At 70.6% G+C, this 24,262-nt stretch carries 26 protein-coding genes; 13 read left to right on the top strand and 13 right to left on the bottom strand.

What is annotated here, in order from left to right; genetic code table 11:
* Positions 1-32: 32 nt before the first annotated feature.
* Positions 33-1,544 carry a 4-alpha-glucanotransferase gene (malQ, locus tag HNQ07_RS13150; protein ID WP_184112472.1) on the bottom strand — a complete coding sequence of 504 codons (1,512 nt, stop codon included), beginning with the start codon at positions 1,542-1,544 and terminating at the stop codon, positions 33-35.
* Between the two features lie 146 nt (positions 1,545-1,690).
* Here malQ and HNQ07_RS13145 point away from each other — a divergent pair, with 146 nt between their 5' ends.
* Positions 1,691-2,356, top strand: a complete 666-nt coding sequence (locus HNQ07_RS13145; RefSeq protein WP_184112470.1) for a hypothetical protein — start codon at positions 1,691-1,693, stop codon at positions 2,354-2,356.
* Position 2,357: 1 nt separating this feature from the next.
* Here the strand turns inward: HNQ07_RS13145 and HNQ07_RS13140 are convergent, their stop codons facing one another.
* The 8 genes from HNQ07_RS13140 to purB form a co-directional block, all read right to left on the bottom strand.
* A complete protein-coding gene (locus HNQ07_RS13140) occupies positions 2,358-3,149 on the bottom strand; it encodes an amino acid ABC transporter permease (RefSeq protein ID WP_184112468.1) in 792 nt (263 codons plus the stop codon).
* A gap of 152 nt (positions 3,150-3,301) precedes the next feature.
* Entirely contained in the window at positions 3,302-4,066 is a 765-nt protein-coding gene (locus tag HNQ07_RS13135) for an ABC transporter substrate-binding protein (protein ID WP_184112466.1), read from the bottom strand.
* Positions 4,067-4,200: 134 nt separating this feature from the next.
* Positions 4,201-5,376, bottom strand: coding sequence for an ABC transporter ATP-binding protein (locus HNQ07_RS13130; RefSeq protein ID WP_184112464.1), 1,176 nt, complete (start codon positions 5,374-5,376; stop codon positions 4,201-4,203).
* 238 nt (positions 5,377-5,614) lie between these two features.
* The gene (locus HNQ07_RS13125; RefSeq protein ID WP_184112462.1) at positions 5,615-6,691 is read right to left on the bottom strand and encodes a type IV pilus twitching motility protein PilT; all 1,077 of its coding nucleotides are present in this window, start codon (positions 6,689-6,691) and stop codon (positions 5,615-5,617) included.
* The gene (gene panC / locus HNQ07_RS13120) at positions 6,688-7,509 is read right to left on the bottom strand and encodes a pantoate--beta-alanine ligase (RefSeq protein ID WP_229832001.1); all 822 of its coding nucleotides are present in this window, start codon (positions 7,507-7,509) and stop codon (positions 6,688-6,690) included. Before panC ends, HNQ07_RS13125 begins: the two co-directional genes overlap by 4 nt.
* A gap of 128 nt (positions 7,510-7,637) precedes the next feature.
* Positions 7,638-8,006, bottom strand: coding sequence for a phage holin family protein (locus tag HNQ07_RS13115; protein ID WP_184112460.1), 369 nt, complete (start codon positions 8,004-8,006; stop codon positions 7,638-7,640).
* 93 nt (positions 8,007-8,099) lie between these two features.
* Positions 8,100-9,053 (bottom strand): aminoglycoside phosphotransferase family protein, encoded by a 954-nt coding sequence (locus tag HNQ07_RS13110; protein ID WP_184112458.1) that lies wholly within the window; start codon positions 9,051-9,053, stop codon positions 8,100-8,102.
* Positions 9,054-9,062: 9 nt separating this feature from the next.
* The gene (gene purB / locus HNQ07_RS13105; RefSeq protein ID WP_184112456.1) at positions 9,063-10,370 is read right to left on the bottom strand and encodes an adenylosuccinate lyase; all 1,308 of its coding nucleotides are present in this window, start codon (positions 10,368-10,370) and stop codon (positions 9,063-9,065) included.
* A gap of 119 nt (positions 10,371-10,489) precedes the next feature.
* Here purB and HNQ07_RS13100 point away from each other — a divergent pair, with 119 nt between their 5' ends.
* Positions 10,490-11,044 (top strand): hypothetical protein, encoded by a 555-nt coding sequence (locus HNQ07_RS13100; protein ID WP_184112454.1) that lies wholly within the window; start codon positions 10,490-10,492, stop codon positions 11,042-11,044.
* Positions 11,045-11,097: 53 nt separating this feature from the next.
* Here the strand turns inward: HNQ07_RS13100 and HNQ07_RS13095 are convergent, their stop codons facing one another.
* The 3 genes from HNQ07_RS13095 to HNQ07_RS13085 are packed head-to-tail and all read right to left on the bottom strand — an operon-like array spanning position 11,098 to position 13,845.
* The gene (locus HNQ07_RS13095) at positions 11,098-11,433 is read right to left on the bottom strand and encodes a hypothetical protein (RefSeq protein ID WP_184112452.1); all 336 of its coding nucleotides are present in this window, start codon (positions 11,431-11,433) and stop codon (positions 11,098-11,100) included.
* On the bottom strand, positions 11,430-12,401 hold the full coding sequence (locus HNQ07_RS13090; protein ID WP_184112450.1) for an MvdC/MvdD family ATP grasp protein: 972 nt from the start codon (positions 12,399-12,401) through the stop codon (positions 11,430-11,432). The genes HNQ07_RS13095 and HNQ07_RS13090 overlap by 4 nt, the downstream gene beginning before the upstream one ends.
* 4 nt (positions 12,402-12,405) lie before the next feature.
* On the bottom strand, positions 12,406-13,845 hold the full coding sequence (locus tag HNQ07_RS13085) for a M12 family metallopeptidase (RefSeq protein ID WP_184112448.1): 1,440 nt from the start codon (positions 13,843-13,845) through the stop codon (positions 12,406-12,408).
* A gap of 375 nt (positions 13,846-14,220) precedes the next feature.
* Between HNQ07_RS13085 and HNQ07_RS13080 the strand changes: the two genes are divergently transcribed.
* The 10 genes from HNQ07_RS13080 to dusA all read left to right on the top strand — a co-directional run bounded on the left by HNQ07_RS13080 (position 14,221) and on the right by dusA (position 22,702).
* Entirely contained in the window at positions 14,221-14,397 is a 177-nt protein-coding gene (locus tag HNQ07_RS13080; RefSeq protein WP_184112446.1) for a hypothetical protein, read from the top strand.
* Positions 14,398-14,582: 185 nt separating this feature from the next.
* On the top strand, positions 14,583-15,488 hold the full coding sequence (locus HNQ07_RS13075) for a histone deacetylase family protein (protein WP_184112444.1): 906 nt from the start codon (positions 14,583-14,585) through the stop codon (positions 15,486-15,488).
* Between the two features lie 152 nt (positions 15,489-15,640).
* On the top strand, positions 15,641-16,273 hold the full coding sequence (locus tag HNQ07_RS13070) for a Crp/Fnr family transcriptional regulator (RefSeq protein ID WP_184112442.1): 633 nt from the start codon (positions 15,641-15,643) through the stop codon (positions 16,271-16,273).
* A 91-nt stretch (positions 16,274-16,364) separates the two neighbouring features.
* Positions 16,365-17,411, top strand: coding sequence for a DNA double-strand break repair nuclease NurA (locus tag HNQ07_RS13065; RefSeq protein ID WP_184112440.1), 1,047 nt, complete (start codon positions 16,365-16,367; stop codon positions 17,409-17,411).
* A 76-nt stretch (positions 17,412-17,487) separates the two neighbouring features.
* Positions 17,488-19,308 (top strand): ATP-binding protein, encoded by a 1,821-nt coding sequence (locus HNQ07_RS13060; RefSeq protein ID WP_184112438.1) that lies wholly within the window; start codon positions 17,488-17,490, stop codon positions 19,306-19,308.
* Positions 19,305-19,799 (top strand): ATP-binding protein, encoded by a 495-nt coding sequence (locus tag HNQ07_RS13055; protein ID WP_229831978.1) that lies wholly within the window; start codon positions 19,305-19,307, stop codon positions 19,797-19,799. The genes HNQ07_RS13060 and HNQ07_RS13055 overlap by 4 nt, the downstream gene beginning before the upstream one ends.
* Positions 19,800-19,925: 126 nt before the next feature.
* A complete protein-coding gene (locus tag HNQ07_RS13050; protein WP_184112436.1) occupies positions 19,926-20,405 on the top strand; it encodes a DUF6194 family protein in 480 nt (159 codons plus the stop codon).
* Positions 20,402-21,364, top strand: coding sequence for an RluA family pseudouridine synthase (locus HNQ07_RS13045; RefSeq protein ID WP_184112434.1), 963 nt, complete (start codon positions 20,402-20,404; stop codon positions 21,362-21,364). Before HNQ07_RS13050 ends, HNQ07_RS13045 begins: the two co-directional genes overlap by 4 nt.
* A 56-nt stretch (positions 21,365-21,420) precedes the next feature.
* Positions 21,421-21,651 (top strand): hypothetical protein, encoded by a 231-nt coding sequence (locus HNQ07_RS13040; protein WP_184112432.1) that lies wholly within the window; start codon positions 21,421-21,423, stop codon positions 21,649-21,651.
* A 25-nt stretch (positions 21,652-21,676) separates the two neighbouring features.
* The gene (gene dusA / locus HNQ07_RS13035; protein ID WP_184112431.1) at positions 21,677-22,702 is read left to right on the top strand and encodes a tRNA dihydrouridine(20/20a) synthase DusA; all 1,026 of its coding nucleotides are present in this window, start codon (positions 21,677-21,679) and stop codon (positions 22,700-22,702) included.
* Positions 22,703-22,757: 55 nt separating this feature from the next.
* Here dusA and HNQ07_RS13030 read toward each other — a convergent pair whose 3' ends face one another.
* Positions 22,758-23,825 carry a M20/M25/M40 family metallo-hydrolase gene (locus HNQ07_RS13030; protein ID WP_184112430.1) on the bottom strand — a complete coding sequence of 356 codons (1,068 nt, stop codon included), beginning with the start codon at positions 23,823-23,825 and terminating at the stop codon, positions 22,758-22,760.
* A 38-nt stretch (positions 23,826-23,863) separates the two neighbouring features.
* On the opposite strand from HNQ07_RS13030, the gene apaG reads away from it, so the two are divergent.
* Positions 23,864-24,262 (top strand): Co2+/Mg2+ efflux facilitator ApaG/CorD, encoded by a 399-nt coding sequence (apaG, locus tag HNQ07_RS13025; RefSeq protein WP_184112429.1) that lies wholly within the window; start codon positions 23,864-23,866, stop codon positions 24,260-24,262.

Raw genomic sequence — 24,262 nt, 5'->3', positions numbered from 1 at the left:
CTCTGCCCGCCGCTCGCCTGCCCGGTGCGCCTTCAGGCCCGTCCGGTCGCCTCCGTCAGCGCCCTCAGTGTGGTCGCCAGGTCGGGCCGCAGGTCCGCAGCGTTGTAGCGCCACGTCCAGTTGTGGTCGCCGGTCGTGCCGGGCAGGTTCATGCGGGACTCGGTGCCCAGGTTGAAGATGTCCTGGAGCGGCACCACGGCCAGGTTCGCGCGGCTCTCGAAGGCGATTCGCGTCAGCAGCGGGGCGAAGGTCTCCTCGGTGGGGTCCGTGCTGGTGTACGTGCGGAAGTTGTGCTTCTCCTGCTCGTCGGCGTGCACCCACCACCCACGGGTGGTGTCGTTGTCGTGCGTGCCGGTGTACACGACCTGGTTCTCGCGCAGGTTGTGCGGCAGGAAATCGTTCACGCTGAAATCGCCGCCGCCGAACGCGAACTGCAGCACGGCCATCCCGGGGAACTCGAAGTCGTCACGCAGCGCCTCGACGTCCGGCGTGATCACGCCCAGGTCCTCGGCGATGATCGGCAGGACACCCAGGGCGGTGCGGACCGCCTCGAACATCTCGTGGCCGGGCGCGGGCACCCAGCGGCCGTGGATGGCGGTTTCCGCGGGGAAGGGCACCTCCCAGTACGCCGCGAAGCCCCGGAAGTGGTCGATGCGGATCACGTCATACAGCTTCAGGCTGCCCACGAAGCGCTCGATCCACCACGCGTAGCCGTCCTCCCGCATGGCGTCCCAGCGGTACAGTGGATTGCCCCACAGCTGCCCGGTCTCGGAGAAGTAGTCCGGCGGCACGCCCGCCACGACGGTCGGCTGGCCCTGTTCGTCGAAGTAGAACTGCGTGCGGTTCGCCCACGCATCGCTGGAGTCCATCGCCACGAAGATCGGGATGTCTCCGACGACCTGGATGCCACGCTCGCGGGCGTAGGCCCGGATGGCATTCCATTGCCGGAAGAACAGGAACTGCGTGAACTTCACGCGGTCGAGCGCCTGCCCCAGGCTGTCGGCGGCAGCCTTCAGGGCCTGCGGGTCACGGTCGCGCACGCCGGGCTCCCACGCGTTCCACGGCAGGCCGCCGTAGGTGCGTTTGAGGGCCATGAACAGCGCGTAGTCGTCCAGCCACGACGCCTCGGCCGCCTTGAAGGCCTCGAATTCCGAGGCGAGTTCGGGCCGGGCAGCCTCGCCGAACGCGAAGTGCGCGAACGCGCGTTCCAGCATCTGGTTGCGCCAGATGAACTGCAGGCCGAAATCCACCTTCCCCGGGTGGAAGTCCGGCACCGCCTGGAAGTCCGCGTCGTGCAGCAGGCCCTCGGCGCGCAGTTCGGCCAGGTCGATCAGGTAGGGGTTCCCGGCGAAGGCGGAAAACGCCTGATAGGGGCTGTCGCCGTATCCTGTGGGCCCCAGCGGCATGACCTGCCAGTACTTCTGCCCGGCGGCCGCGAGCCAGTCGATGAAGGTGCGCGCCTGAGCGCCGAGTTCCCCGATGCCGTAGGGGCCGGGGAGGCTGGTCGGGTGCAGCAGGACGCCGCTGGAACGGGAAATGGTCATGGGGAACCTCCGGGAACGGGGCGATTGGACGCGGACGGTGGAAGTGATTCCAGACAGCCTGAGGATAGTACACACCTCCGGCCCGGTCGCACAGGCGCGGCCAGCGATCAGAAAACCGTGAGAACCGGCGTGCTACACCGAGCCACGTGCCGCGCCCCGTTCACCTCGTCCTGAGCCTGCTGCTGGGCGGCGGGGTCGTCCACGCCCAGCCCGCGACCCCACCGGCGCTGCTGGACGGCCTGCGGCTGTACGTGGCGTCCTTCGAGCCCCTGCCCGGCGAGACCTCGCTGCTGGCCTACGCCCGCCGCGAGACGCTGGAGTGGACGGCCTTCCAGAACCTGTACTCGGTGCAGGTCACGGACGCCCGCGCCGGCACCCTGGACTGGCGGGGGCACTCGGCCACGGGCGGCGCCAGCGTGTTCACCACCCTGCGCGCGGCCACGTACGCAGCAGGGGGCAAATCGCTGCTGGTCGTGAACCGGGAGTGGTGTATGGCCGGCGCGTGCCAGACCCGCACGGCCTTCGGCTGGCTGGACGGTGGCCGCCTGACGGCCGTGAAAGACACGGCGGTCATTCCCCTGATCCGCGACGCGGACTTCTACGCCGGGCCGGTGCCGCCGTGCCTGCGGGGCGTGACGCTGAACGTGAGTTACCTGCCGGCCCGCCAGGGCGGCGCGCTGTCGGTCATGGCTGTCGCGCCGCGCGCCGCGCAGGTGGCGTGCGCCCAGGCGGGCGTGGCGCCGGAAGCCGTGACCCGGCCGCTCACGCTGACATGGGCGCCGGGCGCGGGCAAGTTCCGGAAGGGGTGGTAGCTCAGCGGGTCGCGATCTTCACGCGCTTTTCCAGCTGATCTGTGAACAGCGTCATCACGCTGGTCAGGGCCAGGTACACCAGGGCCACGGTGGTGAGCACCGGGATCGGCTGGAAGCTCTCCGACGACACCCGCGAGCCCGCCAGCGTCAGTTCCAGCAGCGCGATGCTGGACGCCAGCGACGAATCCTTCAGGAGCGCCACCACGTTGTTCACCAGCGGCGGCACCACGATCCGCAGCGCCTGGGGCAGCACCACGGTCCGCATGGTCTGGGCGCCGCTCAGGCCCAGCGAGCGCGCCGCCTCGGTCTGACCGCGCGGAATGGCCAGGATGCCCGCGCGGATCACCTCGGCGTTGTACGCGCCGACGTTCAGCGCCAGGGCGATCACGGCGGACCAGAACTCGTCGAGCTGCACGTTCAGGCCGATGGCGGCCAGCAGGGGCGGCAGGGCGTTGTACACGAACAGGATCTGCACCAGCAGCGGCGTGCCGCGGATCAGCCACACGAAAAAGTTGGCCGGGGCGCGCACCCACGCGCTGGCGCTGGTCTTCTGGATGCCCGCGACCATTCCCACCAGCAGCCCGATCAGGCCACTCACGACCGTGAGCTTCAGGGTCATCTGTGCGCCCTCGACGAACAGGTCGGCGCGCGGCCCGATGGGGTCCGGCATCTGCCGCAGGATCACCGTGATCACGAAGAACAGCGCCAGGAAGGACAGCACCGCGCCCCCCAGCCACAGCAGCAGCGTGCCCCCGCCGGGCGGCCCGGGCCGGGTGGGTTTCGTGGCGGTCACGCCGCCACCCACGGGCAGCGGAGGCCGGTGACGGACAGTGATCGCGTGGACATTTCGTGGATGATGTCACACCGGCGGCCCGCCCGGCAGGCCGACCCATCAATGGCGGCGGGACGACCCCGCCGGAGCCGTCCCGCCCGCGGTTCACACGCTTACTTGCAGCGCACGTCCTGACCGAAGTACGACGTGCTGAGCTTGGCATAGCTGCCGTCGCTCATGCTCTTGGCCAGAGCGGTGTTGAGTTCCTTCAGCAGGGTGGTGTTGCCCTTCTTCACGGCCATGCCGATGCGCTCGTTGAACAGCAGCGCGCCCTGGACCAGCTTGCCCTTCTGCGCCTTGACCAGGTCGATACCGGTGAACTTGTCGCCCACCCACGCGTCCACCCGGCCCGCCATCAGCGCGGCCTGCGCGTCGGTGTCCTTGGGGAAGGTCTTGACCGCGCCCACGCCCGGCACCTTCTGCACGTTCTCCAGATATGTGGTGCCGACCTGCACGGCCACCGACTTGCCCTTGAGCGCGGCGGCGGTCATGGGGCCGCCGGGTTTGGTCACGATCGCGCCGCCCGTGCAGTAGTGCGGGCTGGCGAAGTCCACGGCCTTCTGGCGCTCGGGCGTGATGCCGTGGCTGGCGATCACGAAGTCGTAGCGGTCCTGACCCAGGCCGATCAGCAGGTTGTCGAAGGGCTGCGTGATCCACTGCACCTTCAGGCCCAGGCCCTTGGCGAGCTGGTTGGCGAGGTCCACCTCAAAGCCCGTGAGTTCTTTGCCCTTGAGCAGGTTGAAGGGCGGGAACGCGCCCTCGGTGGCGATCCGGATGGTGCCCGACTTCTTGATGTCGTCCCAGGTGCGGGCCTGGGCGGTCGTGGCGAGCAGCGTCAGGGCGGTCAGGGTCAGCAGCGCACGGGGGATAACGTTCATGTGGCCTCCTTGTAGCACAGTTGTCCGGATGCCGCGAAGTGTAGCGGGCCCGGACAGCACCGTAAAGGGCCGAACCCACAGCCACATGAAGAGCGCCGCCCCCGTGAAGGAGGCGGCGCCCGGAGTGCTGAAGCTCAGTCGGCGCTGACGGCGCTCTGGGCGTACTCGTAGCCCAGGCCGGGGGTGTCGGCCTGGCCGCGCGTGCCGGCGGGCGTGCCGCGGTCGATGGCGAGTTCAGTTGCCGGGTCGAAGGCGTGCAGGCGCGTCTGGTCGACCAGCACGTCGATGCTGTCGCCGGGCTGCACCAGGGCCTGACCTTCGACCTTCACGGTCATGTCCTGGCCCGCCACGTTGATGATCAGGTCGGTCTGCGCGCCGAGCGGTTCCACCACGACGACCGTGCCGTGCAGGTGGTTGACGCCCTGGGGAATGTCCCCCACTTCCGGCAGCGAGATGTGCTCGGGGCGGATGCCCATGACGACGTCCTTGCCCTCGTAGGCCTTGAGGCTCTGCGCGAGGCGGCCCATCGCCGCGACGTTGTCGTTGCCGATCACGAACTGGCCGTTCTGCACGCGGCCCGTCAGGAAGTTCATGGAGGGGCTGCCGATGAAGCCGGCCACGAACTTGTTCTGCGGGAAGTCGTAGAGGTTCATGGGCGTGTCCACCTGCATGATCACGCCGTCACGCATGACCACGATGCGGTTGCCGAGCGTCATGGCCTCGACCTGGTCGTGCGTCACGTACACGATGGTGGCGCCCAGGCGGCGGTGCAGCTGGGAGATCTGGGAGCGCATCTCGACGCGCAGCTTGGCGTCCAGGTTCGAGAGCGGCTCGTCCATCAGGAAGACCTTCGGCTCGCGCACGATGGCGCGGCCCATCGCCACGCGCTGGCGCTGACCGCCGGACAGTTCCTTGGGCTTGCGGCCCAGCAGGTGCTCAATCTGGAGGATCTTGGCGGCGTCACGCACGCGGCGGTCGATCTCGTCCTTGGGGGTCTTGCGGAGCTTCAGGCCGAAGGCCATGTTCTCGTACACGTTCATGTGCGGGTACAGCGCGTAGTTCTGGAAGACCATCGCGATGTCGCGGTCCTTGGGCGGCACGTCGTTCACGACGCGGTCACCGATCTTCAGGACGCCGTCGCTGATGTCCTCCAGGCCCGCGATCATGCGCAGCGTGGTGGACTTCCCGCAGCCGGACGGCCCGACGAACACCATGAACTCGCGGTCCGCGATGTGGAGGTTGAAGTCCTTCACCGCGTGGTGCTTGGTGCCGTAGCGCTTGTTGATGTGATCCAGAATGACTTCTGCCATGATCTACGCCTGCCTCTTTCGCCCCTACTCTTGCCCGTGAAAGGGTTCCACTGCTGGAACGGGTCGGGCAACCGGGGTACGTGATGAGAAACCCGGACTTCCGCTGATGCCGTGCTGACAATGCGGAGTTTAGCACGGCTGGCAGGGAGCGGGCCGGCGAGCCGTCTAACCGGCAACCAAACGGGGCAGGCTCCGCGTTCAGCCGGTGGACTGCCCGGTATGCAGGTGCATGGCAGCCCTAGTACGCCATGCCGCTGCGCGTGACCATCAGCTTGAGTTCGTGCGGGCTGGTCGCGGAGGCGAGCGCCTCGTCCATGGTGATCAGGTGGTTGCGGTACAGCTGCACGAGGTGCTGGTCGAAGGTGTGCATGCCGCGGATGTTGTCCTCGATCAGCGCGTCCTTGATCAGCGGGGTCTTGTCCTCGTCCTTGATGTACTCCTGCACCAGCGGCGTGTTGAGCATGATCTCCAGCGCCAGCACGCGGCCCACGCCGTCCGATCGCCCCAGCAGGCGCTGGCTGATGATGCCCACCAGCGATTCGGACAGCGCGATCCGGATCTGGTCGCGCTCGTACGGCGGGAAGAAATCGATGATGCGGTTGACACTTCTCACGGCGTCCTGGGTGTGCAGGGTGCTGAGTACCAGATGCCCCGTCTGCGCGGCCGACAGCGCCGCCTCGACCGTCTCCTTGTCGCGCATCTCGCCGATCATGATCACGTCGGGGTCCTGACGCATGGCGTACTTCAGGGCCGAGCGGAAATCGCGCGTGTCGCTGCCCACCTCGCGCTGCACGACGATGCTCTTCTTGTTCTTGTGCAGGATCTCGATGGGGTCCTCGACCGTGATCACGTTGTACGCGAAGGTCCGGTTGATGTGGTCGATCAGGGACGCCAGCGTGGTGCTCTTGCCGCTGCCGGTCGGGCCGGTCACCAGGATCAGGCCGCGCGGCGCGTCGGCCAGCGAGCGCATCAGGTCCGCCGGAAGGCCCAGTGCCTCGAAGCCCGGAATGGCGTCTGAGACGATACGCATCACGATCCCGACCGCGCCGCGCTGCCGGAACACGTTGCAGCGGAAGCGGCCCAGGCCCGACACCGAGTACGCGATGTCCAGCTCGTGGCGGTACTCGAAATCCTCCCACTGCTCGGCCGGCATCAGCGCCTGCGCCAGCGCCTGCGTGTCGGGCGGCATCAGCGCCTGCGACCCGAACGGCACGAGTTGCCCGTCCACGCGGCCCATCGGCGGACTGCCGGCCTGCAGGTGCACGTCCGACGCGCGGCGGGTGACCATCTCGCGCAGCAGTTCGTCCAGGGTCATGCGCCGCCTCCCCGGCCGTCCAGGGGCAGGTTGTCGATCAGGCGCACGCCATACATACGGGCAGCCACGAGCACGCGGGTCATGGCGTCATTGTCCACATCCGCCCTTTCCACACTGTCACTGGGCAGCGTGGCCCCCGGCAGGATGTCGCGGGAGCGCAGGTCGCGGCCCACCACCTCCAGGTACTCCACCTCGGCGTCCGGCTCCTCGGCCAGGACGTCCAGTCCGGCCTGTCGCAGCGCCGCCGTTCGGCGTTCACCCGCCGCGTATGCGTCCTGCACGGCGCGCAGCGACCGCATCAGCACCACGGCCCGCTCCTTCTGCGCGGCCGTGAGATACGAGTTGCGGCTGCTCATGGCCAGCCCGCTCGACTCGCGCACGGTCGGCACGCCGATCACCTCGGTGGGCACGTTCAGGTCCGTGACCATGCGCCGCAGCACCGCCAGCTGCTGCCAGTCCTTCTCGCCCAGGAACACCCGGTCCGGTTGCACCAGGTTCAGCAGCTTCAGGACCACCGTCGCCACGCCCACGAAGTGCCCGGGCCGCGCCGCGCCGTCCAGCGGCTCGCTCACGCCGGACACCACCACGCGGGTGTCGAAGCCCGGCGGGTACATCGTCTCGACCTCCGGGTAGAACACGGCGTCCACGCCCGCCCCGGCGGCCACACGCAGGTCGCGCTCCAGATCGCGCGGGTACTTCGCGAGGTCCTCTTTCGGCCCGAACTGCAGGGGATTGACAAAGATGCTCAGCACGACCACGTCGCATGCCCGGCGCGCCTGACGGATCAGGGTCGCGTGCCCCTCGTGCAGGTAGCCCATGGTCGGCACGAACCCCACCACGCCCCGCCCGGCCACGGCCGCGCGCAGCAGCAGGGGATCGCGGTACAGCGCGGGGGTCGCGTTCCCGGCCGCCGGCACGTCCGGCTGCGGCGCCGCACGCACGCCCGTCACCCGTCCCGACCGTCCAGTCCGACCGCACCCACGATCGCGTCCAGCACCCACGAGATGATCGTCAGGATCAGCGCGCCGATCACGGCCGCGCCGAAGCCGTTGACATTCAGGGCCGTCACTGCCGCCACCAGGTACAGCACCACGCCGTTCACGATCAGCGTGAACAGGCCCAGCGTGAGTACATTGATCGGCAGCGACAGCAGCAGCAGGACCGGCCGGATCAGCGCGTTCACGATCCCCATCACCAGCGCCGCAATCAGGATGCTGACCACGTCGGCGCCGGGCGCGAAGCTCACGCCGCCGTACACCCGCGTGAGCAGGTACAGGGCCAGCGCATTGACCAGCAGCCGGATGATGAATCCCATACGGGCAGTGTAGGGGATGCCGACGCCCAGGCATGAACCGCGCTTTCCTCTCCCTGAAGACGGCCGGGGAACGCCGGGCGCGGGCAGAACGGCTCAACCGTCCAGCAGCGTCCGGGCCATGGTCAGGAATGGCCGCGCCAGCCCGGGCAGGCCGTGGCGGGCCAGATACAGCCCGGTCGTCACCCGTTCCACGTACGCCCACTGCCAGACCGCATCGGCGTCGGTCCCGGTCGCGCGGGCCAGCCGGTCGCACCACCCGCGCAGGTCCGAGTGCGGATCAGTGCTGGACTGCAGCCGGCCGTTCCATCCGCGCGCCGCCACGCCCAGGTCGTACTCCGGTTCGCAGCGGAAGCCCTCGGGATCGACGAAGACGTATCCGGTCTCGGCTCCGGGCCGCGGCGCCGGCACGGGCAGCAGGTTCCCGGTGTGGGCATCGCCGTGGACCACGACCTGCCGGGCCGGATCGCGGGCGTCCAGGCGCGCCGCGGCGCAGCGCAGCGCCCACTCGATCACCGCGTCGAACTCGCCCTGGGGAGCGAATGGGCGGCATTCGTGGATCAGGGCCGTCAGCCCGGCCGCCTTGTGCTCCGCCTGGCCCGGCGCGCTGCCGAGGGTATCGGCGGGCACGGCCCACGCGCGGCGCAGGGTCCGGGCCGTGACGTCCAGAGCTGCATGGACGTCGGCGCTGTCCTCCGGCAATGGTGGCCCCAGCGCCTCCATCAGGAGCGCGCCGCGCGCAGCGTCGTGGGCGTAGACCTGTACGTAGCCCCGGCCCCGCGCCGCGAGCAGGGTGGCCAGCTGCATGCCGAACACCGGTTCGGGCAGCGCGACCTTCAGCACCGCGGCCCCGCCATTCGGAGTGGTGACACGACACACATAGGAGCGGCTGCCGCCGGAGATGGCTGCTTCCCGCCGCAGACCCCAGTCCTGACACACCCGGGCGACGGTATCCGGCAGCGCCGCCAGCCAGTCGTGACCGAACGCCCCTAGGCTCGCGGCGTACGTCTGGACGGCCGCCGGTACCGTGACGCCGTCCGTGTCGGTCATCGCGGTCGGCTACAGCCCGAAGCGCGCGTAGATGTCGTCCACGTGGCGCAGGTACCACTGCAGGTCGAAGGCGGCGTCGAGCTGAGCGTCGTCCAGCGGGTTCTCGGGGTCGGCTTTCAGCAGGTCGCGCAGGCCCTCGCCGGTCTCCCAGCTCCGCAGGGCGTTGCGCTGCACCAGACCGTAGGCGGCCTCGCGGCTCATGCCCTGCTCGTCGATCAGGGCGTGCAGGACGCGCTGGCTGAACACCAGGCCGCCCAGGTCGTTCAGGTTTTTCAGCATGCGCTCGGGGAACACCACCAGGTCCCGCAGCACGCCGGTCAGGCGGCGGGTGGCGTAGCTCGCGGCGCTGGTCGCGTCGGGCAGGATCACGCGCTCGGCGCTGGAGTGGGAGATGTCGCGCTCGTGCCACAGGGCCACGTTCTCCAGTCCGGTGGCCAGGAAGCCGCGCAGCAGGCGGGCAAAGCCCGTGACGTTCTCGGTCAGGATCGGGTTTTTCTTGTGCGGCATGGAGCTGCTGCCGGTCTGGCCCTTGCCGAAGGGTTCCATCGCCTCGCGCACCTCGCTGCGCTGGAGGTGGCGGATCTCCACGGCGATACGTTCCAGGGTGGTGCCCAGGATCGCCAGGGCGGACAGCACCTCGGCGTGGCGGTCGCGGGCGAGGGTCTGATTGGTGATCGGCGCGGCCTGCCAGCCCCACGCGGCGGCGACGTCCTCCTCGACGCGCGGCGACACGTGCGCGTAGGTGCCCACGCTGCCGGACAGCATCACGACCTGCACGCGCCGGCGGGCGGCGTTCAGGCGCTCCAGGTCGCGGTCCAGGGTCGCCATCCAGTTCAGGAACTTCAGGCCGAAGGTCATGGGTTCGGCGTGAATGCCGTGCGTGCGGCCCACGGTGGGCGTGTGCTTGTACGTCACGGCCTGCGAGCAGCACACCGCGTGCAGCGCCTCGACGTCGGTGATGATCACGCGCAGCGCCTCGTCCAGCAGCAGGTTCTGCGCAGTGTCCACGACGTCGGTGCTGGTCAGGCCGTGGTGGATGAAGCGGGCCTCGTCGCCGTAGCGCTCGGTCAGTGCGCGCGTGAAGGCCACGATGTCGTGCCGCGTGACCGCCTCGATCTGTGCGACCTTCTCCGCGAAGGCGTCGTCGAGCGGATCGGCCTCGCTGCGGGCGACCAGCGCCGTGTGGGCCGCGCGGGGCACCTCGCCGTGGGTCGCCTGGGCGTCCATGGCGGCGAGTTCCACCCGCAGCCACGCGCGGTACTTGCTGGCCTCGCTCCACAGGGCCTTCATCTCGGGGGTCAGGTAACGGTCGATCACGCCCCGGAGGGTAGCACCACCCCCGCCGGGGGCCCCGGTCGTGGGGGGCCGCGCGGCTTCCGCCACAGCGCGCCGGGACGGCCCCGCCGCATGCTGGGCACACCCCCACGGAGGTGCCTTTGAACACACGAATCCTGCTGGTCCTGACCGCCCTGAGCGTGAGCGCTGCCGCTGCCCAGACGACGTCCACCGATCCCGCGCCGCCCCCCACGAGCAGCGCCCCGCCGGCCACCCCCCTGCCTGGCATGACCGCGATGGGCGCCGCGTGGACAGCCTTTCTCGGCACCGGCAGCGCCGAACTGCTCGGGACCGACGGCGCCGTGATCGGCACCGTGGACGCGGACGGCAACGTGACGCTTCAGGACGGCGCGACCCTCGCGGACGTGAAGGCCGTGCAGGTCACGGCGGCCGACGGCGGCGCGCCGGTCGTGTACACCTTCACCCGCGACGTGTCGAAGCCCGGCGCGATCAAGGTGGCGCTGACCGCTCCGAACGGCAAGACGCTGTCGCTGCCGCTGCCCGCGCTGGCCCACCGCCGAGACAAGGACGCCACCGCCGACACGCCGGAGCAGGACGAGGACGCCGCCGCGGCGCCGGACAGCGCGACCAGCGCCGGCAAGGGCAGCGGCAAGGACAAGGGGAAGGGCAAGGGCGCGGCCGGCGGCCCCCACTGACACCCCCGACCGTCTTCCCCGCCCCCTGATTCAGATGGGCCCGGACGTGCCCCTCACACCCGCGTGAGGGGCACGTCCACGTCGGTGTGGAGATCCGTGACCGGCACGTGCTGCGTGGTCAGCAGGTCACCGGACGTGACGTGCCCGCGGCCGCCGACGTCCACGTGCACCTGCACCGCCACCTGCCGGCCGGTCAGGTCCGGCACGCCCGGCATGCGGAACGCCACCCGCCGGGCACCCAGCGGCACGTCGTGCCAGTCCACGGCGGCCAGCAGCGGCGCCGGCGCGTCCTGTACGCCCACGTCCCGCAGCTCGATCCGGACCCGCGCGGCCCGCTCCGGCAGCGGCCCGTCCGGCAGCAGCAGGTGACCGCGCAGGTCGGCACTCACCGGCGCACGACCTCGCGCGCGCCCGCGTCGGCCATCACGGCCAGGTGATCTGCGACCGCCTGGCTGATCGGCAAGCCGGTGCGCTCCTGGGCGAACATCCACTGACCGGCAGGATTCACCTCGAAGAACACGTACTCGCCGTCCGGCGTGCGGCGCATGTCGATCGCGCCGTAGACCAGCCCCAGGCGGCGTTGCAGGGCCAGCAGGCGGTCCTCCAGGGCGCGCGGCAATTCGGCGGGCCGCACCTTCGCCTCACCGATCACCATGCGCATGTCCACCGGGTACGAGGTGTCCTGCGCGTCCAGCTCGGCGGTGTACAGCTTGCCGCCCACGGCGATGATCCGCAGGTCCACGCCCGGCACGTACTCCTGGAAGATGACCGGCGCGAAGCGCACCGAGTCGAGCTGCTCCAGGTCCTGCGCCTCGACCAGCCGCGTCTCGCGCCACGCCTCCAGGATGGCGATGAAGGCCTTGAACACCACCTTGCCCACCCCGAGTTCCGCGATGAACGCGCGGGCGTCGTCGGGGCGGGTGGTGACCAGGGTGCGCGGCAGGGTCAGGCCCACCTGCCGGGCCACCGCCCATTGCAGCGGCTTGTGGTGCGCGGCGGCGTCGGCCTCGCGGGGGTTCATCCACGGGCAGCCGAGCGCGTCGAGCATGCCGCTGACCGCCTCGTTCGTCTCCGAGAGCGCGAAGGCCACGGCGTCCGGGTCGCGCACCAGCGGGTCGAGGGTGTGCGCCCGCACGCGGCGCCACCACCCGGCGCGGGCACGCGCGAGGTCCACCTCGCCCTGCGGGGTGTGGACACGGTACGCGTCGGGCGCGCCGGGCTCCCACGTGCAGCTCAGGCCCGACGCCGCCGGGAAGTCCGCGAGGTCGATCCGCACGACCTCCCGACCGGCGCGTTCCAGGCGCGAGACCACGTCGTCGGTGTGTTCCTCGCCGGGGTAGGACACGACCAGGATCATGCGCTCAGCCCTGCCCGAGGGCCTGCACGGTCTGCATGGCCGCCTCGTACGCCTCGAGCACCTGCGCGTAGTGCGCCTCGGCCTCGGCCAGCATCTGCTCGAGGTCCTGGAGCTGCTGCACGGCCATGTCGTAGTCGCTGAGCTGCTGGTCGTAGCCGCCCATGCCGGCGTCCATCCCCAGCTGCCCGTAGTCCGGCACCCGGCTGGGCGTGGCGAGCACGAAGGGCGTCATGCCCAGGCCGGCATCCTGGCCGGGCAGCACGGGGTTCACCACCGGCCCGATCGGCCCCACGGGCGGCCCGATGGGATCGGCGGCCGGGCCCTTCACCGGATCGAGGATCGGATCCTTGACCGGTTCCTTGCGGAAGTCTTTGATCGGATCCTTTCGGATCTCCTTGATGGTGTCCCGGATGGGGTCCTTGCGGATTTCCTTGATGGTGTCGCGGATCGGGTCCTTGACTCCGTCCTTTCGCAGGTCCTTGATCGGGTCTTTGCGGATGTCCTTGATCCCTTCCTTGAGCGGCTCCTTGCGGATGTCCTTGATGGGATCTTTGCGGCCGTCCTTGATGCCGTCCTTGCGCAGGTCCTTGATCGGGTCCTTCGGCCCGTCCTTGACGGTGTCCTTGATGGGCTTGGTGCTGGGGTACATGGCCCGCACGCCCGCGATGTCACCCGCCGACAGCCCGGTGCGCTGGCCCATCACCACGCCGGCCGGCAGCGCCTGACGCGGCACGATGGTGGGCTGCCCGTTGATCGAGAACGCGTCCGGCGGGTAGTGCATGATCGAGCCGTAGTCGTACGCGCCCAGATCGTCGCCGTCCTGGATGTGCTGCGTGAAGTTGTGCTGGGTGCTGGGGTCGATGTTCGCCCAGTTGATGGTGATGAAGCTGTCGCGGTCCTCGCGACTCTGCTCGTGCCACAGGCCCACGGTGTGTCCGATCTCGTGGATGGCGTTCCCGGCCGAGCAGCCGTTGCCGAGCGTGATGTCCTGCCGCCCGCCGCGCATGCCGACCATCGACGAGCATCCGCTGCCGCCGACAAAACGCACGTAGTTCGTGTCGGCGGCGCCCTTTGGCACGAAGCGGATCGAGGTGTGCGCGTGCCAGTGGGCGATGGCGTCGGTCACGCGCTGCTGGTTGGGCATGCCCGGGTCGATCTCGTAGGGAATGCGCCCGCTGGGCCAGCGGAAGCTCTGACCGGTGATGCCGACCGACGCGGCCCGGCCCTCCTCCATGTCGCCCTGCGCGGCGGCGAGATCGGCGGCGCTGCCGAGCACGATGTCGCCCTCGAAGATGGCCTGACCGTCGACCTCGGCCCACGGCAGGCCGCGCTGCGGCACCTTCGGCCCGGTCACGATGGCGGTGCCGGCCAGCGGGCCGGAGCGGAATTCGCCGCGCGTCTCGCCCGGCTGGTCGGCGTTGTTCCTGCGCCTGGAGTTCGTCATGCTGCGCTCCTTGCGGACATGCACAGGGGCACGGGGCCGGGCGCGGGCCGGGCCACGTGGACCTGCGGGTTGATGTGGAGGCGCTGGGCGCGCCCGTGCGTCAGGCGCGGCCGGTCACGGCGGAGGCCGCGCGCGGCGGCTGGCCCGTGACAGGCCCGGGTCTCATGGAGTTCGGCGGATGACCGATAACGTCCCTCCTTCCGGCGCGGCCACTCCCAGGCCCCCCCGGAACGGAGCCGCGTCCTGTGTCCAGTGTCCGCAGCGGGCGTGACCGGGCCATGATCAGCCCGGCCTTAACGCGCCGGGAGCGGCCCGCCGCACCGTTTACACTGGGCGCATGGAGCACACGCGCGCAGTGCCGGGGAGCGGCCGGGCATGCTGATGGGCCTGCTGATCGTGATCCTGGCGAGCGTGAACCTGGGCGGGATCTTCAGCATGGTCATGCAGGTCGGCCGGGGCGACTGGCTGGCGGGGGTGGGGTCGCTGCTGTTTCTGGCGGTGCTGGACGTGGTGGGCTTCTGGATCGTGCGGGCGCTGCGCGAGGAGACCTGAGCGCGGACGGTGGCCGGGCACGCCGTCTTGCCCGCCGCGCGCGCCGACAATTCCGGAGTGATCCCGACCGTCCACGATGCCACCCGCCGCTGTAGGAAGGTCGGCCCGGGGTGTCCTCCCTTCAGAGGGGCAGCCCACGTCGGCGCGCCCCGCTCGGGTTCGTACGCGGCTCACCTGAAGGTTCAATGACTCCGCCCGCCGGCCCGTTCCAGGCGTACACCCCGGCCGCGTACGTGTTTCCGCTGCCCGAGGGCCACCGCTTTCCGGCGTACAAGTACGCGGGGGTGCGCGACCGGCTGTCGCCGCTGCTGCCGGTGCTGGACACGCCAGCGCTGTCGTGGGCGGACGCGGGCCGGGTGCACGATCCGCTGTGGCTGCGCCGCTGGCGGCGGGGCGAGGTGACGCGAGCGGAGGAACGCGCCTTCGGGCTGCCGTGGTCGCCGGGCGTGGTGGAGCGGGCGCGCCGGGCGGCGGGCGGATCGCTGGCCGCGCTGCACGACGCGCTGCGGGTGGGCTGGGGCGCGAACCTGGCGGGCGGCACGCACCACGCCTTCCGTGACCGCGCCGAGGGCTTCTGCCTGGTGAACGACGCCGCGATCCTCACGCGCGTGGCGCTGGACGGCGGCGTGGCGCAGCGGGTGGCGGTGCTCGACCTGGACGTGCACCAGGGCAACGGCACGGCCGCGCTGCTGGACACCGAGCCGCGCGCCCTGACCGTGAGCGTGCACGGCGAGCGCAACTACCCCTTCCGCAAGGAGCGCAGTTCCCTGGACCTCGGCCTCCCCGACGGCGTGACGGACGCCGAGTACCTGACGGCGCTGCGCGGCCACGTGCTGCCGGCGCTGGATGCCTTCCGTCCGGACCTGCTGCTGTACCTCGCGGGGGTGGACGTGCTGGCCGGCGACCGCTTCGGCCGCTTCGCCATGACGCTGGACGGGGTGCGCGAGCGCAACCGGGCGGTGCTGACGTGGGCGCGGGCCGCGGGTGTGCCGGTGGTCACCATGATGGCCGGCGGGTACAACCGCGACCACGCGCTGACCGTCGAAGCGCACGCAAGTGTCGTGCTGGACGGCCTGGACGTGTTCGGCTGATGTCCAGCTCAGCCGTCCTTGAGCGGGCCTTGAGCCTCGCACTCATGGTTTGACCAGGGTTGTACAAAGGTTATACAGTCGCTCGTACAGGCGACGAGCACCCCCGGCGCTGACCGGACGCCGCACCGATGGCCTTCGGCACAGGAGTGGACATGACGTACCCCAGTCAGGCAGCCCCCGCGTATACCCACCCCCCCGAAGCCACCCGCACCATCCGCCGCGGCCAGACCCTCTACTACGCCGGCGACAGCGCGCCCAGCCTGTACCGCCTGGAATCCGGCCTGATGCGCGCCGTCCGCCTGACCCCCCAGGGCCGCAACCTGACCGTGCGCCACATCCGCCCCGGCGACATCTTCGGCGAGGAGACCCTGCATGGCCAGAGCCGCGCGCACCAGGTCGTGGCGCTGACCGACGCCGTGCTCACGCCCATCCACCCCCAGCACCTCGGCCCCGCCGACGTGTGGAACCTCACCCGCAGCCTCTCGGCGCAGCTCCAGCGCATGATGACCGACGGCGTCCACATCCAGGACGGCGACCTGCGCGAGCGCATCGCGCGCTACCTGCTGAACCTCGCGGACTCCACGCTGGGCGGCCAGCACGCCGACGGCGTCCGCTATGTGCGCGCCACGCACGAACTGATCGCCGAGGGCACCGGCGCCACCCGCGAGAGTGTCAGCAAGCTGATCGGTGAAATGCGCGACGACGGCCTGCTCACGCCCGCGTACCGCTGCCTGACCCTGACGGACGAGCCCCGGCTGCGCCTGCTGAGCGGTTACCACGGCTGATCCCTCCCCCACCCCCCCGGGAAGCCCGCCCGCGCGGCGGGTTTTTTGTGGCCGGTGAGCACGGCGCCGGCGGCGGGCACGCCGCACTAGAATGCCGGCGATGAGAATCCGCCTTGATCCCTGGCCCGTGGATTTCGAGGGCGGGCAGTTGGGCCTGAACCCCTTCGGCGGGCAGCTGATCGATATCGAGACCGCCCGCTGGGCTGCCATCGCCCCCCGCGCCATCCCCGAACGCCTGAGCACCGTGTACGTGGTGGACGGCAAGCCGCGCATGGAGTCGCGGGTGTTCATCGAGGACACGCACGGCGAGGCCGGCATGGGCGGCTTCGGCGCCTTCGTGGTGGGCGCCGTGAAGCTGTGCCCGCACGGCTCCCGGCCCGCCGAGCTGAGCGATGTCGTGGCGTCGCGGGTGCTGGCGCACGCGCCGGGCCTGCGGCTCGACCCCTGCGAGCTCTCGCCGCGCGACCCTCACACCGGGCGGCTGCACTACCCGCCGGTCGCGGCGGCGTCGGGCGATCCGCTGGCGCCGCAGCACAAGGTGCAGGCCCTGATGCTGGACGCCGAGCAGGAGCTGTCTCACCGCTACGCCTCGGCCGTGCCGCTCGACGAGCACGACGACCGCGAGCCGCTGAGCACCCTGACCCTGCAGGACGGCACCCTGCGCCGCAGTGGCGTGAGCCTGGGCGGCGCGGTGGTGGGCTACGTGAAGACCATGCAGACGCAGTACCTCCCGCCGGACCGCGTGGGCCTGCTGGGCACCCTGAAGCCCGGCGAGCGCACGCCGATCATGCACCTGACGTCGGAGACGGGCAAGAGCACGCGCTTCACGTGGTACGTGCGGCTGTGCGACGCGGCGTTCTACCAGCACCCCATGAGCGGCGTGATGCGGCTGGAGATGTACGCGCCGGACGACCCGGACTTCCTGCCGCCCGCCGTCCGGGCGGTGGCGAACGCGTCCGGCGCGCTGCTGCTGCGGCTGGGCAGCAAGGCCCACAAGGACCCGCGCGCGCCGCAGAACCTGATTCCGACCGCGGCGCTGGAGCACGCCATGACCCGCGCCATGGGCAGCCCGGAACTGGTCACCCGCCGCATCCGCGCGCACATCGCGCAGACCTTCGGGCCGGAGGCGGTGGCGTGACGACGCTGAATCGAACGGGCAGGGCATTTCCCCAGCACCCAGCACCGAGCCCCCGTCCCCACGCAGCGGTGCGCCCATGACCTCCTCCCGCATCGGCATGGTGCTGGGCACCGAGGACGTGACGCCCACGGTGTTCTGGTTCGCGGTCACGAACGGCGCGAGCGTGCAGCTCGACGATCTGGTGACGGTGCAGACGACGCGGCCGGACGGGCGGGCCGTGACCTTCTACGGGCTGGTGGACAACGTCCGCAAGCGGCACGAGGGCGTGACCTTCGAGTCGGATGTGGAGGACGTCGTGTCGGGCGTGTTGCCCGCCAGCGTGAGCTACGCCGCGCGGGTGCTGGTCACGCGGGTCGATCCCGAGCACTTCATTCCGCCGCAGCCGGGCGACGCCGTGCGGCACGCCACCGGGGACGCGCTGCACATGGCCCTGAGCGCCGACAAGATGAAGGAGGCCGCGTTCCCCGCCGGGCTGCTGGCCGACGGGCAGGCGTTGCCGCTGAACTTCCGCTTCGTGAATGGCGAGAGCGGCGGGCACATCAACATCTCCGGGATCTCCGGCGTGGCGACCAAGACGAGTTACGCGCTGTTCCTGCTGCACTCGATCTTCCGCAGCGGCGTGATGGACCGCGTGTCGGCCGCGAGCGGCGGGCAGATGGCCGGGTCGGCGGGCGGCCGGGCGATCATCTTCAACGTCAAGGGCGAGGACCTGCTGTTCCTCGACCAGCCCAACCGCCGTCTGGACGAGAAGGAGCGGGCTGCCCAGGCCGACAAGGGCCTGACGGCTGACCGCTACACCCTGATGAACCTGCCGCGCACGCCGTTCCGCGACACGCAGTTTCTCGCGCCGCCGCGTCCGGGCTCGGTCAGCGGGCAGATCACGCCGCACACGGACCAGCGCGCACAGGGCGTCACGCCGTTCGTGTTCACGCTGCGCGAGTTCTGCGAGCGCCGCATGCTGCCCTTCGTGTTCAGCGACGCGGGCAGCAGCCTGAACCTGGGCTTCGTGATCGGCAACGTCGAGGAGAAACTCGCGCGGCTGGCGCAGGGGCAGACCGGCCCCGGCCTGACGGTCGAGGACTGGACGCCCGAGGAAGGCGACGTCCCGCTGGAGGAGCTGAGCTTCACGGAGGTCGGGGGCATCACGCTGCGGACCTTCGAGCAGCTCGTCAGCTACCTGGAATTCAAGCTGCTGGAGGAACGCGAGGGCGAGGGCGATCCGAAGTGGGTGCTGAAGCAGTCGCCGGGCACGCTGCGGGCCTTCACGCGGCGGCTGCGCGGCGTGCAGAAACACCTCGGCCCCCTGATCCGCGGCGACCTGACCCCGACCGAGGCCGACCGCTACCGCCCGAACCTGCTGCGGGGCGCGCAGCTGTCCGTGGTGGACATCCACAACCTGTCCGGCCCCGCGCAGATGTTCGTGGTGGGCGTGCTGCTGCGCGAGGTCTTCGAGCACAAGGAGAGACACGGCCGCCAGGACACGGTCTTCGTGGTGCTGGACGAGCTGAACAAGTACGCCCCGCGCGACGAGGGCAGTCCCATCAAGGACATCCTGCTGGAGATCGCGGAGCGTGGGCGCAGCCTGGGCATCATCCTGATCGGCGCGCAGCAGACCGCCAGCGAGGTCGAGCGGCGCATCGTCTCGAACGCCGCGATCCGGGTGGTCGGACGGCTCGACCTGGCGGAGGCCGAGCGGCCCGAGTACCGCTTCCTGCCGCAGAGTTTCCGCGCCCGCGCCGGCATCCTGCAACCCGGCACCATGCTGGTGTCGCAGCCGGACGTGCCCAATCCCGTGCTGGTGAACTATCCCTTCCCCGCGTGGGCAACCCGCAAGGACGAGGTGGACGACCTGGGCGGCAAGACGGCGGTCGAAGCCGGCGAGGACTGGCTGCGGTGAGCACCCCGCCGCGCGTGCTGATCACCGGCATGTCCGGCACCGGCAAGTCCTCGGTGCTGGAGGCGCTGCGCTCACGCGGGTGCGAGGTCGTCGAGACGGATGTGGACGGCTGGAGCGTGTGGGGCGCGCTGCCTGGCTCGGCAGACGAGGGCTGGCTGTGGGACGGGGATCGCATGGCCGAACTGCTGGCCCGCCCGCGCCCCCGGCCGCTGGTCGTGAGCGGCTGCGTGGCAAACCAGGGCAGGTTCTACCCGCACTTCGAGAAGGTCGTGCTGCTGAGCGCTCCGGCGGAGGTGATCCTGGCGCGAGTGGCGGCCAGAACCACCAATCCGTATGGCAAGTCGGCCGAGGAGCAGGCGGAGATCATCGCCAATCTGCGCGAGGTGGAGCCGCTGCTGCGCCGGGGGGCCGACGTGGAGTTCGACACCTCGCGGATGACAGTGGCCGAGGTGGCGGACACCCTGCTGGCGTTGATCGGCACGACGGGATAAAGGCCCGCTCAAGACGCCGCCCCGGAGTTCTCTCACGGCGCTCATGGACGATGGACTGGTCAGTCCAGATCCAACATCCCGTTTCTGCCGTTCAGGACGCCCGTTGTGGACGTCCCAGGAGGCCGCATGGATCACACCCAACTGCTGGACTCCCTCCGCCACCTCTACCCGGACGCCGAGTTTCTGGAGCGCGCCGGCACCGTGTTCGTGATGTACGACCCGGATCATCGCCTGACGCCCGAGTGGCGGCGGCCCTTCGTGACGGTGGTGCCGGACGACGCGCACGACCACGCCTCGAACCTGGGGCGGGAGGGCGTGTACCGCCTGAACGTGGAACTCAGCGCGGACGCCTACCGCGAGCGGTTCGGGCCGCATCCGCGCGCCGGAGCGGACGGTCTGGTGCACACCGGGCACGACTTCACGGCGCTGGACGTGGTGATGCCCCACCCGGTCTATGCGCCGATGTCGTGGGCGTGCGTGCTGTGCCCCAGCGCCGCGACCGTGGAGGCCCTGCGCCCCCTGCTGGTCGAGGCGTACACCCGGGCCGTGCGGCGGCACGCACAGGAGGGCAGACCGGGCGGAGCAGCGGGTACACTGCCCGGATGACTCCGCCCTCTCCGCCGCTGACCTTCACGGCCACGCCGGGCCGACTGGACGCCGTGCTGTCGGCCCTGAGCGGACAGAGCCGCTCGCAGGTGGCCGGGTGGATCGCCGGGGGCTTCGTGCGGGTGGAGGGCAGCTTGGCCCTGAAGGCCAGCGTGAAACTGCGCGGCGGCGAGACCGTGAGCGTGGACGTGCCGGCCCCGCCCGACGCGACCGTCCCGCCCGAGGACGTGCCCCTGGACGTCCTGTTCGAGGACGAGCACCTGATCGCCGTGAACAAGCCGGCGGGCATGGTCACGCACCCGGCGCCGGGCGTGACGCGCGGCACGCTGGTGAACGCGCTGCTGGGCCGCACGACCCTGCCCGAACAGGAGGGCTTCGACGGCCCGGACGGCTTCCGGCCCGGCATCGTCCACCGGCTCGACAAGGACACCAGCGGCGTGATCGTGGTCGCCAAGACCGTGCAGGCGCACGCGCGGCTGGCCGCCGCCTTCAAGAACCGCGACACGCGCAAGACCTACCTGGCGATTGCCGCGGGCACGTGGAAGGCGGACGCGCCGGTGCAGGTGGACGTTCCCATCGGCCGGCACCCGGTGCAGCGCCAGCGCATGACCGTAGGCGGGGCGGGCGCGCGCGACGCGCAGACGCTGTTCACGCCCCTCGCCGCGCACCGGGACGGCCACGGCCGCACGCTGGCGCTGGTGCGCGCCCAGCCCCGCACCGGCCGCACGCACCAGATCCGCGTGCACCTGCTGCACCTCGGCTCGCCGCTGCTGGGCGACCCGGTGTACGGCCGCCCCAGCGAACTGATGTCCCGGCACGCGCTGCACGCGCAGTTCCTCGACATCCCGCACCCGGTCACACGCGACATGCTGCACCTGCACGCGCCCGCTCCGGACGACCTGCTGGAAGCGTGGGTGGCGCTGGGCGGCGGGGTGCCGGCGGGGCTGGAAGAGCTGTAACCCACCATGAAGCCGCGTCTTTCCGGCGCGGCCCATACAGCGCCTACCCTCGGGACATGACGGACAAACGTGACGAGCAGGGCGGACTGCCGCAAGACGCCGGGAACGACATGAGCGAGCGCGCCGGGTATGACGACGAGTCCGAGACCGGCATGACGGACACGCCGGTCGGCTCGTCCACGGCGGGCGACGGGAACGCGGTACCGGGCGTGGACGGCGACCGCCCGGTCATGGACACCGGTACCAGCTTCGGCGCCGATCCGAACGACGACGACCGTCAGGACTGAGCGGGCGCGCTACACTGGCGGGCTGATGGCGCCGTCTTCCCTGCCCCCACACACCCTGTCCGTCGCGCCGATGATGGACTGGACGGATCGGCACTGCCGCGCGTTCCACCGCACGCTGACCCGCCGGGCGCTGCTATACACGGAGATGGTCACGACCGGCGCCATCATCCACGGCGACCGCGAGCGGCACCTGGGCTTCGGGGCCGCGGAACACCCCGTGGCCCTGCAACTCGGCGGCAGCGACGCACCCGCGCTGGCCGAGTGCGCCCGCATCGCTCAGGACTGGGGCTACGACGAGGTGAACCTGAACTGCGGCTGTCCGTCGGACCGGGTGAGCAGCGGCTCCTTCGGCGCGTGCCTGATGGGCACGCCGGACGTGGTGGCCCGCGCGGTCGAGGCGATGCGGAGCGCGACCACGCTGCCCGTCACGGTCAAGCACCGCATCGGTATCGACGACCTGGACAGCTACGACCACCTGACGGCCTTCGTGCGGACGGTCGCGGACGCGGGCTGCGGGACCTTCATCGTGCATGCGCGTAAGGCATGGCTGTCGGGCCTGTCGCCCAAGCAGAACCGCGAGATCCCGCCGCTGCGCCACGACGTGGTGCAGCAGCTGAAGGCCGATTTCCCGCACCTGACGGTCGTGCTCAACGGCGGCGTCCTGAGCCTGGACGCCGCCCAGGACGCGCTGGGGTGGGCAGACGGCGTGATGATCGGCCGCGCCGCTTACCAGGAGCCGTTCATCCTGGCACGTGCCGATCAGGACATCTTTGGCGAGGACACGGCGCCGGTCACGCGGCGGGACGCCATCGAGGCCTTCATGCCGTACGTGGCTGCTCAGCTGGAGCGCGGCCAGCCCCTGCCCAGGATGATGAAACACACCCTGGGCCTGTTCGCCGGTCAGCCCGGCGCGCGGCACTGGAAACGCACCCTCAGCGAGCAGGGACACCGGCCCGGCGCCGGCCTGGATGTCGTGCGCGAGGCCCTGGCGGGCGTGCCGGACAGCGTGCTGGACGCCCGGTCCGGTGTGGGTGAAGTGCAGCCCGTGTAGGTCGACCCACAAGGAGCGGCGGGGACTCTCCGTCCCCGCCGCTCCTTCCCGTTCGTCAGTCCCGGCGGGTGAAGTCCGGCTCCGCCTCCAGACCCCTGACCCACGCCGCGATGATGTCGATGCAGGCCTGCACGTCGCGGGCGTCCACCATCTCGTTCGGGCTGTGCATGTAGCGGTTGGGAATGCTGACCACGGCGGCCGGCACGCCCGCGCCCGACAGGATCATGGTGTCGGCGTCGGTGTACGTCAGGCGGGGGTTGGCGCTCACGCTGTAGGGAATGCCTTCCTTCTGCGCGGCGGCCTGCATCTGCCGGAAGATCACCGGGCTGGTCATGGCGCCCACGCTGAGGTTCGCGCCGCTGCCGAAGGGCGCCACGCCGTACTTCTCGGGCTTCACGCCGGGCTGGTCGGTCTCGTGCGTGACGTCCACCGCGACGCCCGCGATGGGCCTGACGCGGGCCGTGGCCACCTTGCTGCCGTACGATCCGATCTCCTCCTGGCTGGTGCCGACCGCCACGACGCGGTGGTGCAGGGCCGTGTCCTTCAGGGCGCGCAGCGCCTCCAGCACCACGAAGCCGCCCACGCGGTTGTCCAGCGCGCGGCTGACGATCCGGTGGCCGACCTTCACGGTGGGCTGCTCGATCACGCCGACCGTGCCGATCGGAAGGCGCGCCCTGACCTCATCGGCGCCCAGGCCCACGTCGATCCACAGGTCCTCGAGTTTGCTGGCCTTGCGCCTGTCGTCGTCGTCCATCACGTGGATGGCCTTCTTGCCGATCACGCCGATCATGTCGCCGTCCGGGGCGAGCAGGCGGATGCGCTGCCCGACGAGCACCTGCGGGTCCCAGCCGCCCAGGTTCATGACGTGCACGAAGCCCTGGTCACCGATGTGGCTGACGATCACGCCGATCTCGTCCAGGTGCCCGGTGAGCAGGATGGCGGGCGCGTCCTCGGGGCCGAGTTCGGCGTACACGTTGCCGTAGTGGTCCTCGCTGGTGCGGGCGAAGGTCGCCGCCTCGCGCAGCCACACGTCGGCGGCGCGGCGCTCGAAACCGCTGGGCGCGGCCTGGGCGAGCAGGTCGTACAGAAAGGGTTCATTGATGACGGAAGGATTGGCGCTCACGCGGGCGAGTCTATGCCAGCCCCGGCTATGCTGACGGCATGAGTCGTCCGCCCCCTCCGGACAGCGCCGGGCCGGACATTGCCGTGGGTGTCGAGGTGCAGCACCTGCCGGCGCACAGCCGTCCAGACCGGCAGCTGTTCACGTACGTGATCACCGTCCACAACCGCAGCGACCAGACGTGGCAACTGCTCGCCCGGCACTGGGAGATCGAGGACGCCACGGGCCGCGTGACGGTCGTGGACGGCGAGGGCGTGGTGGGCGAGCAGCCGGTGCTGCCGCCGGGCGGGTCGTTCACGTACGACTCGTTCGTGACGCTGGAGGCCACCCCGGGCCGTATGCACGGCCATTACGTCGTGCAGGACGCGTGGGGCGTGCGGGCACAGGTGCCCATCGCGGCCTTCGTGCTAGACGTGCCGCGCGAGCGCGTCCTGAACTGA

It is taken from the genome of Deinococcus metalli, assembly GCF_014201805.1.
Taxonomy (GTDB): domain Bacteria; phylum Deinococcota; class Deinococci; order Deinococcales; family Deinococcaceae; genus Deinococcus; species Deinococcus metalli.
This window is presented reverse-complemented; position numbering and strand designations above follow the sequence as displayed.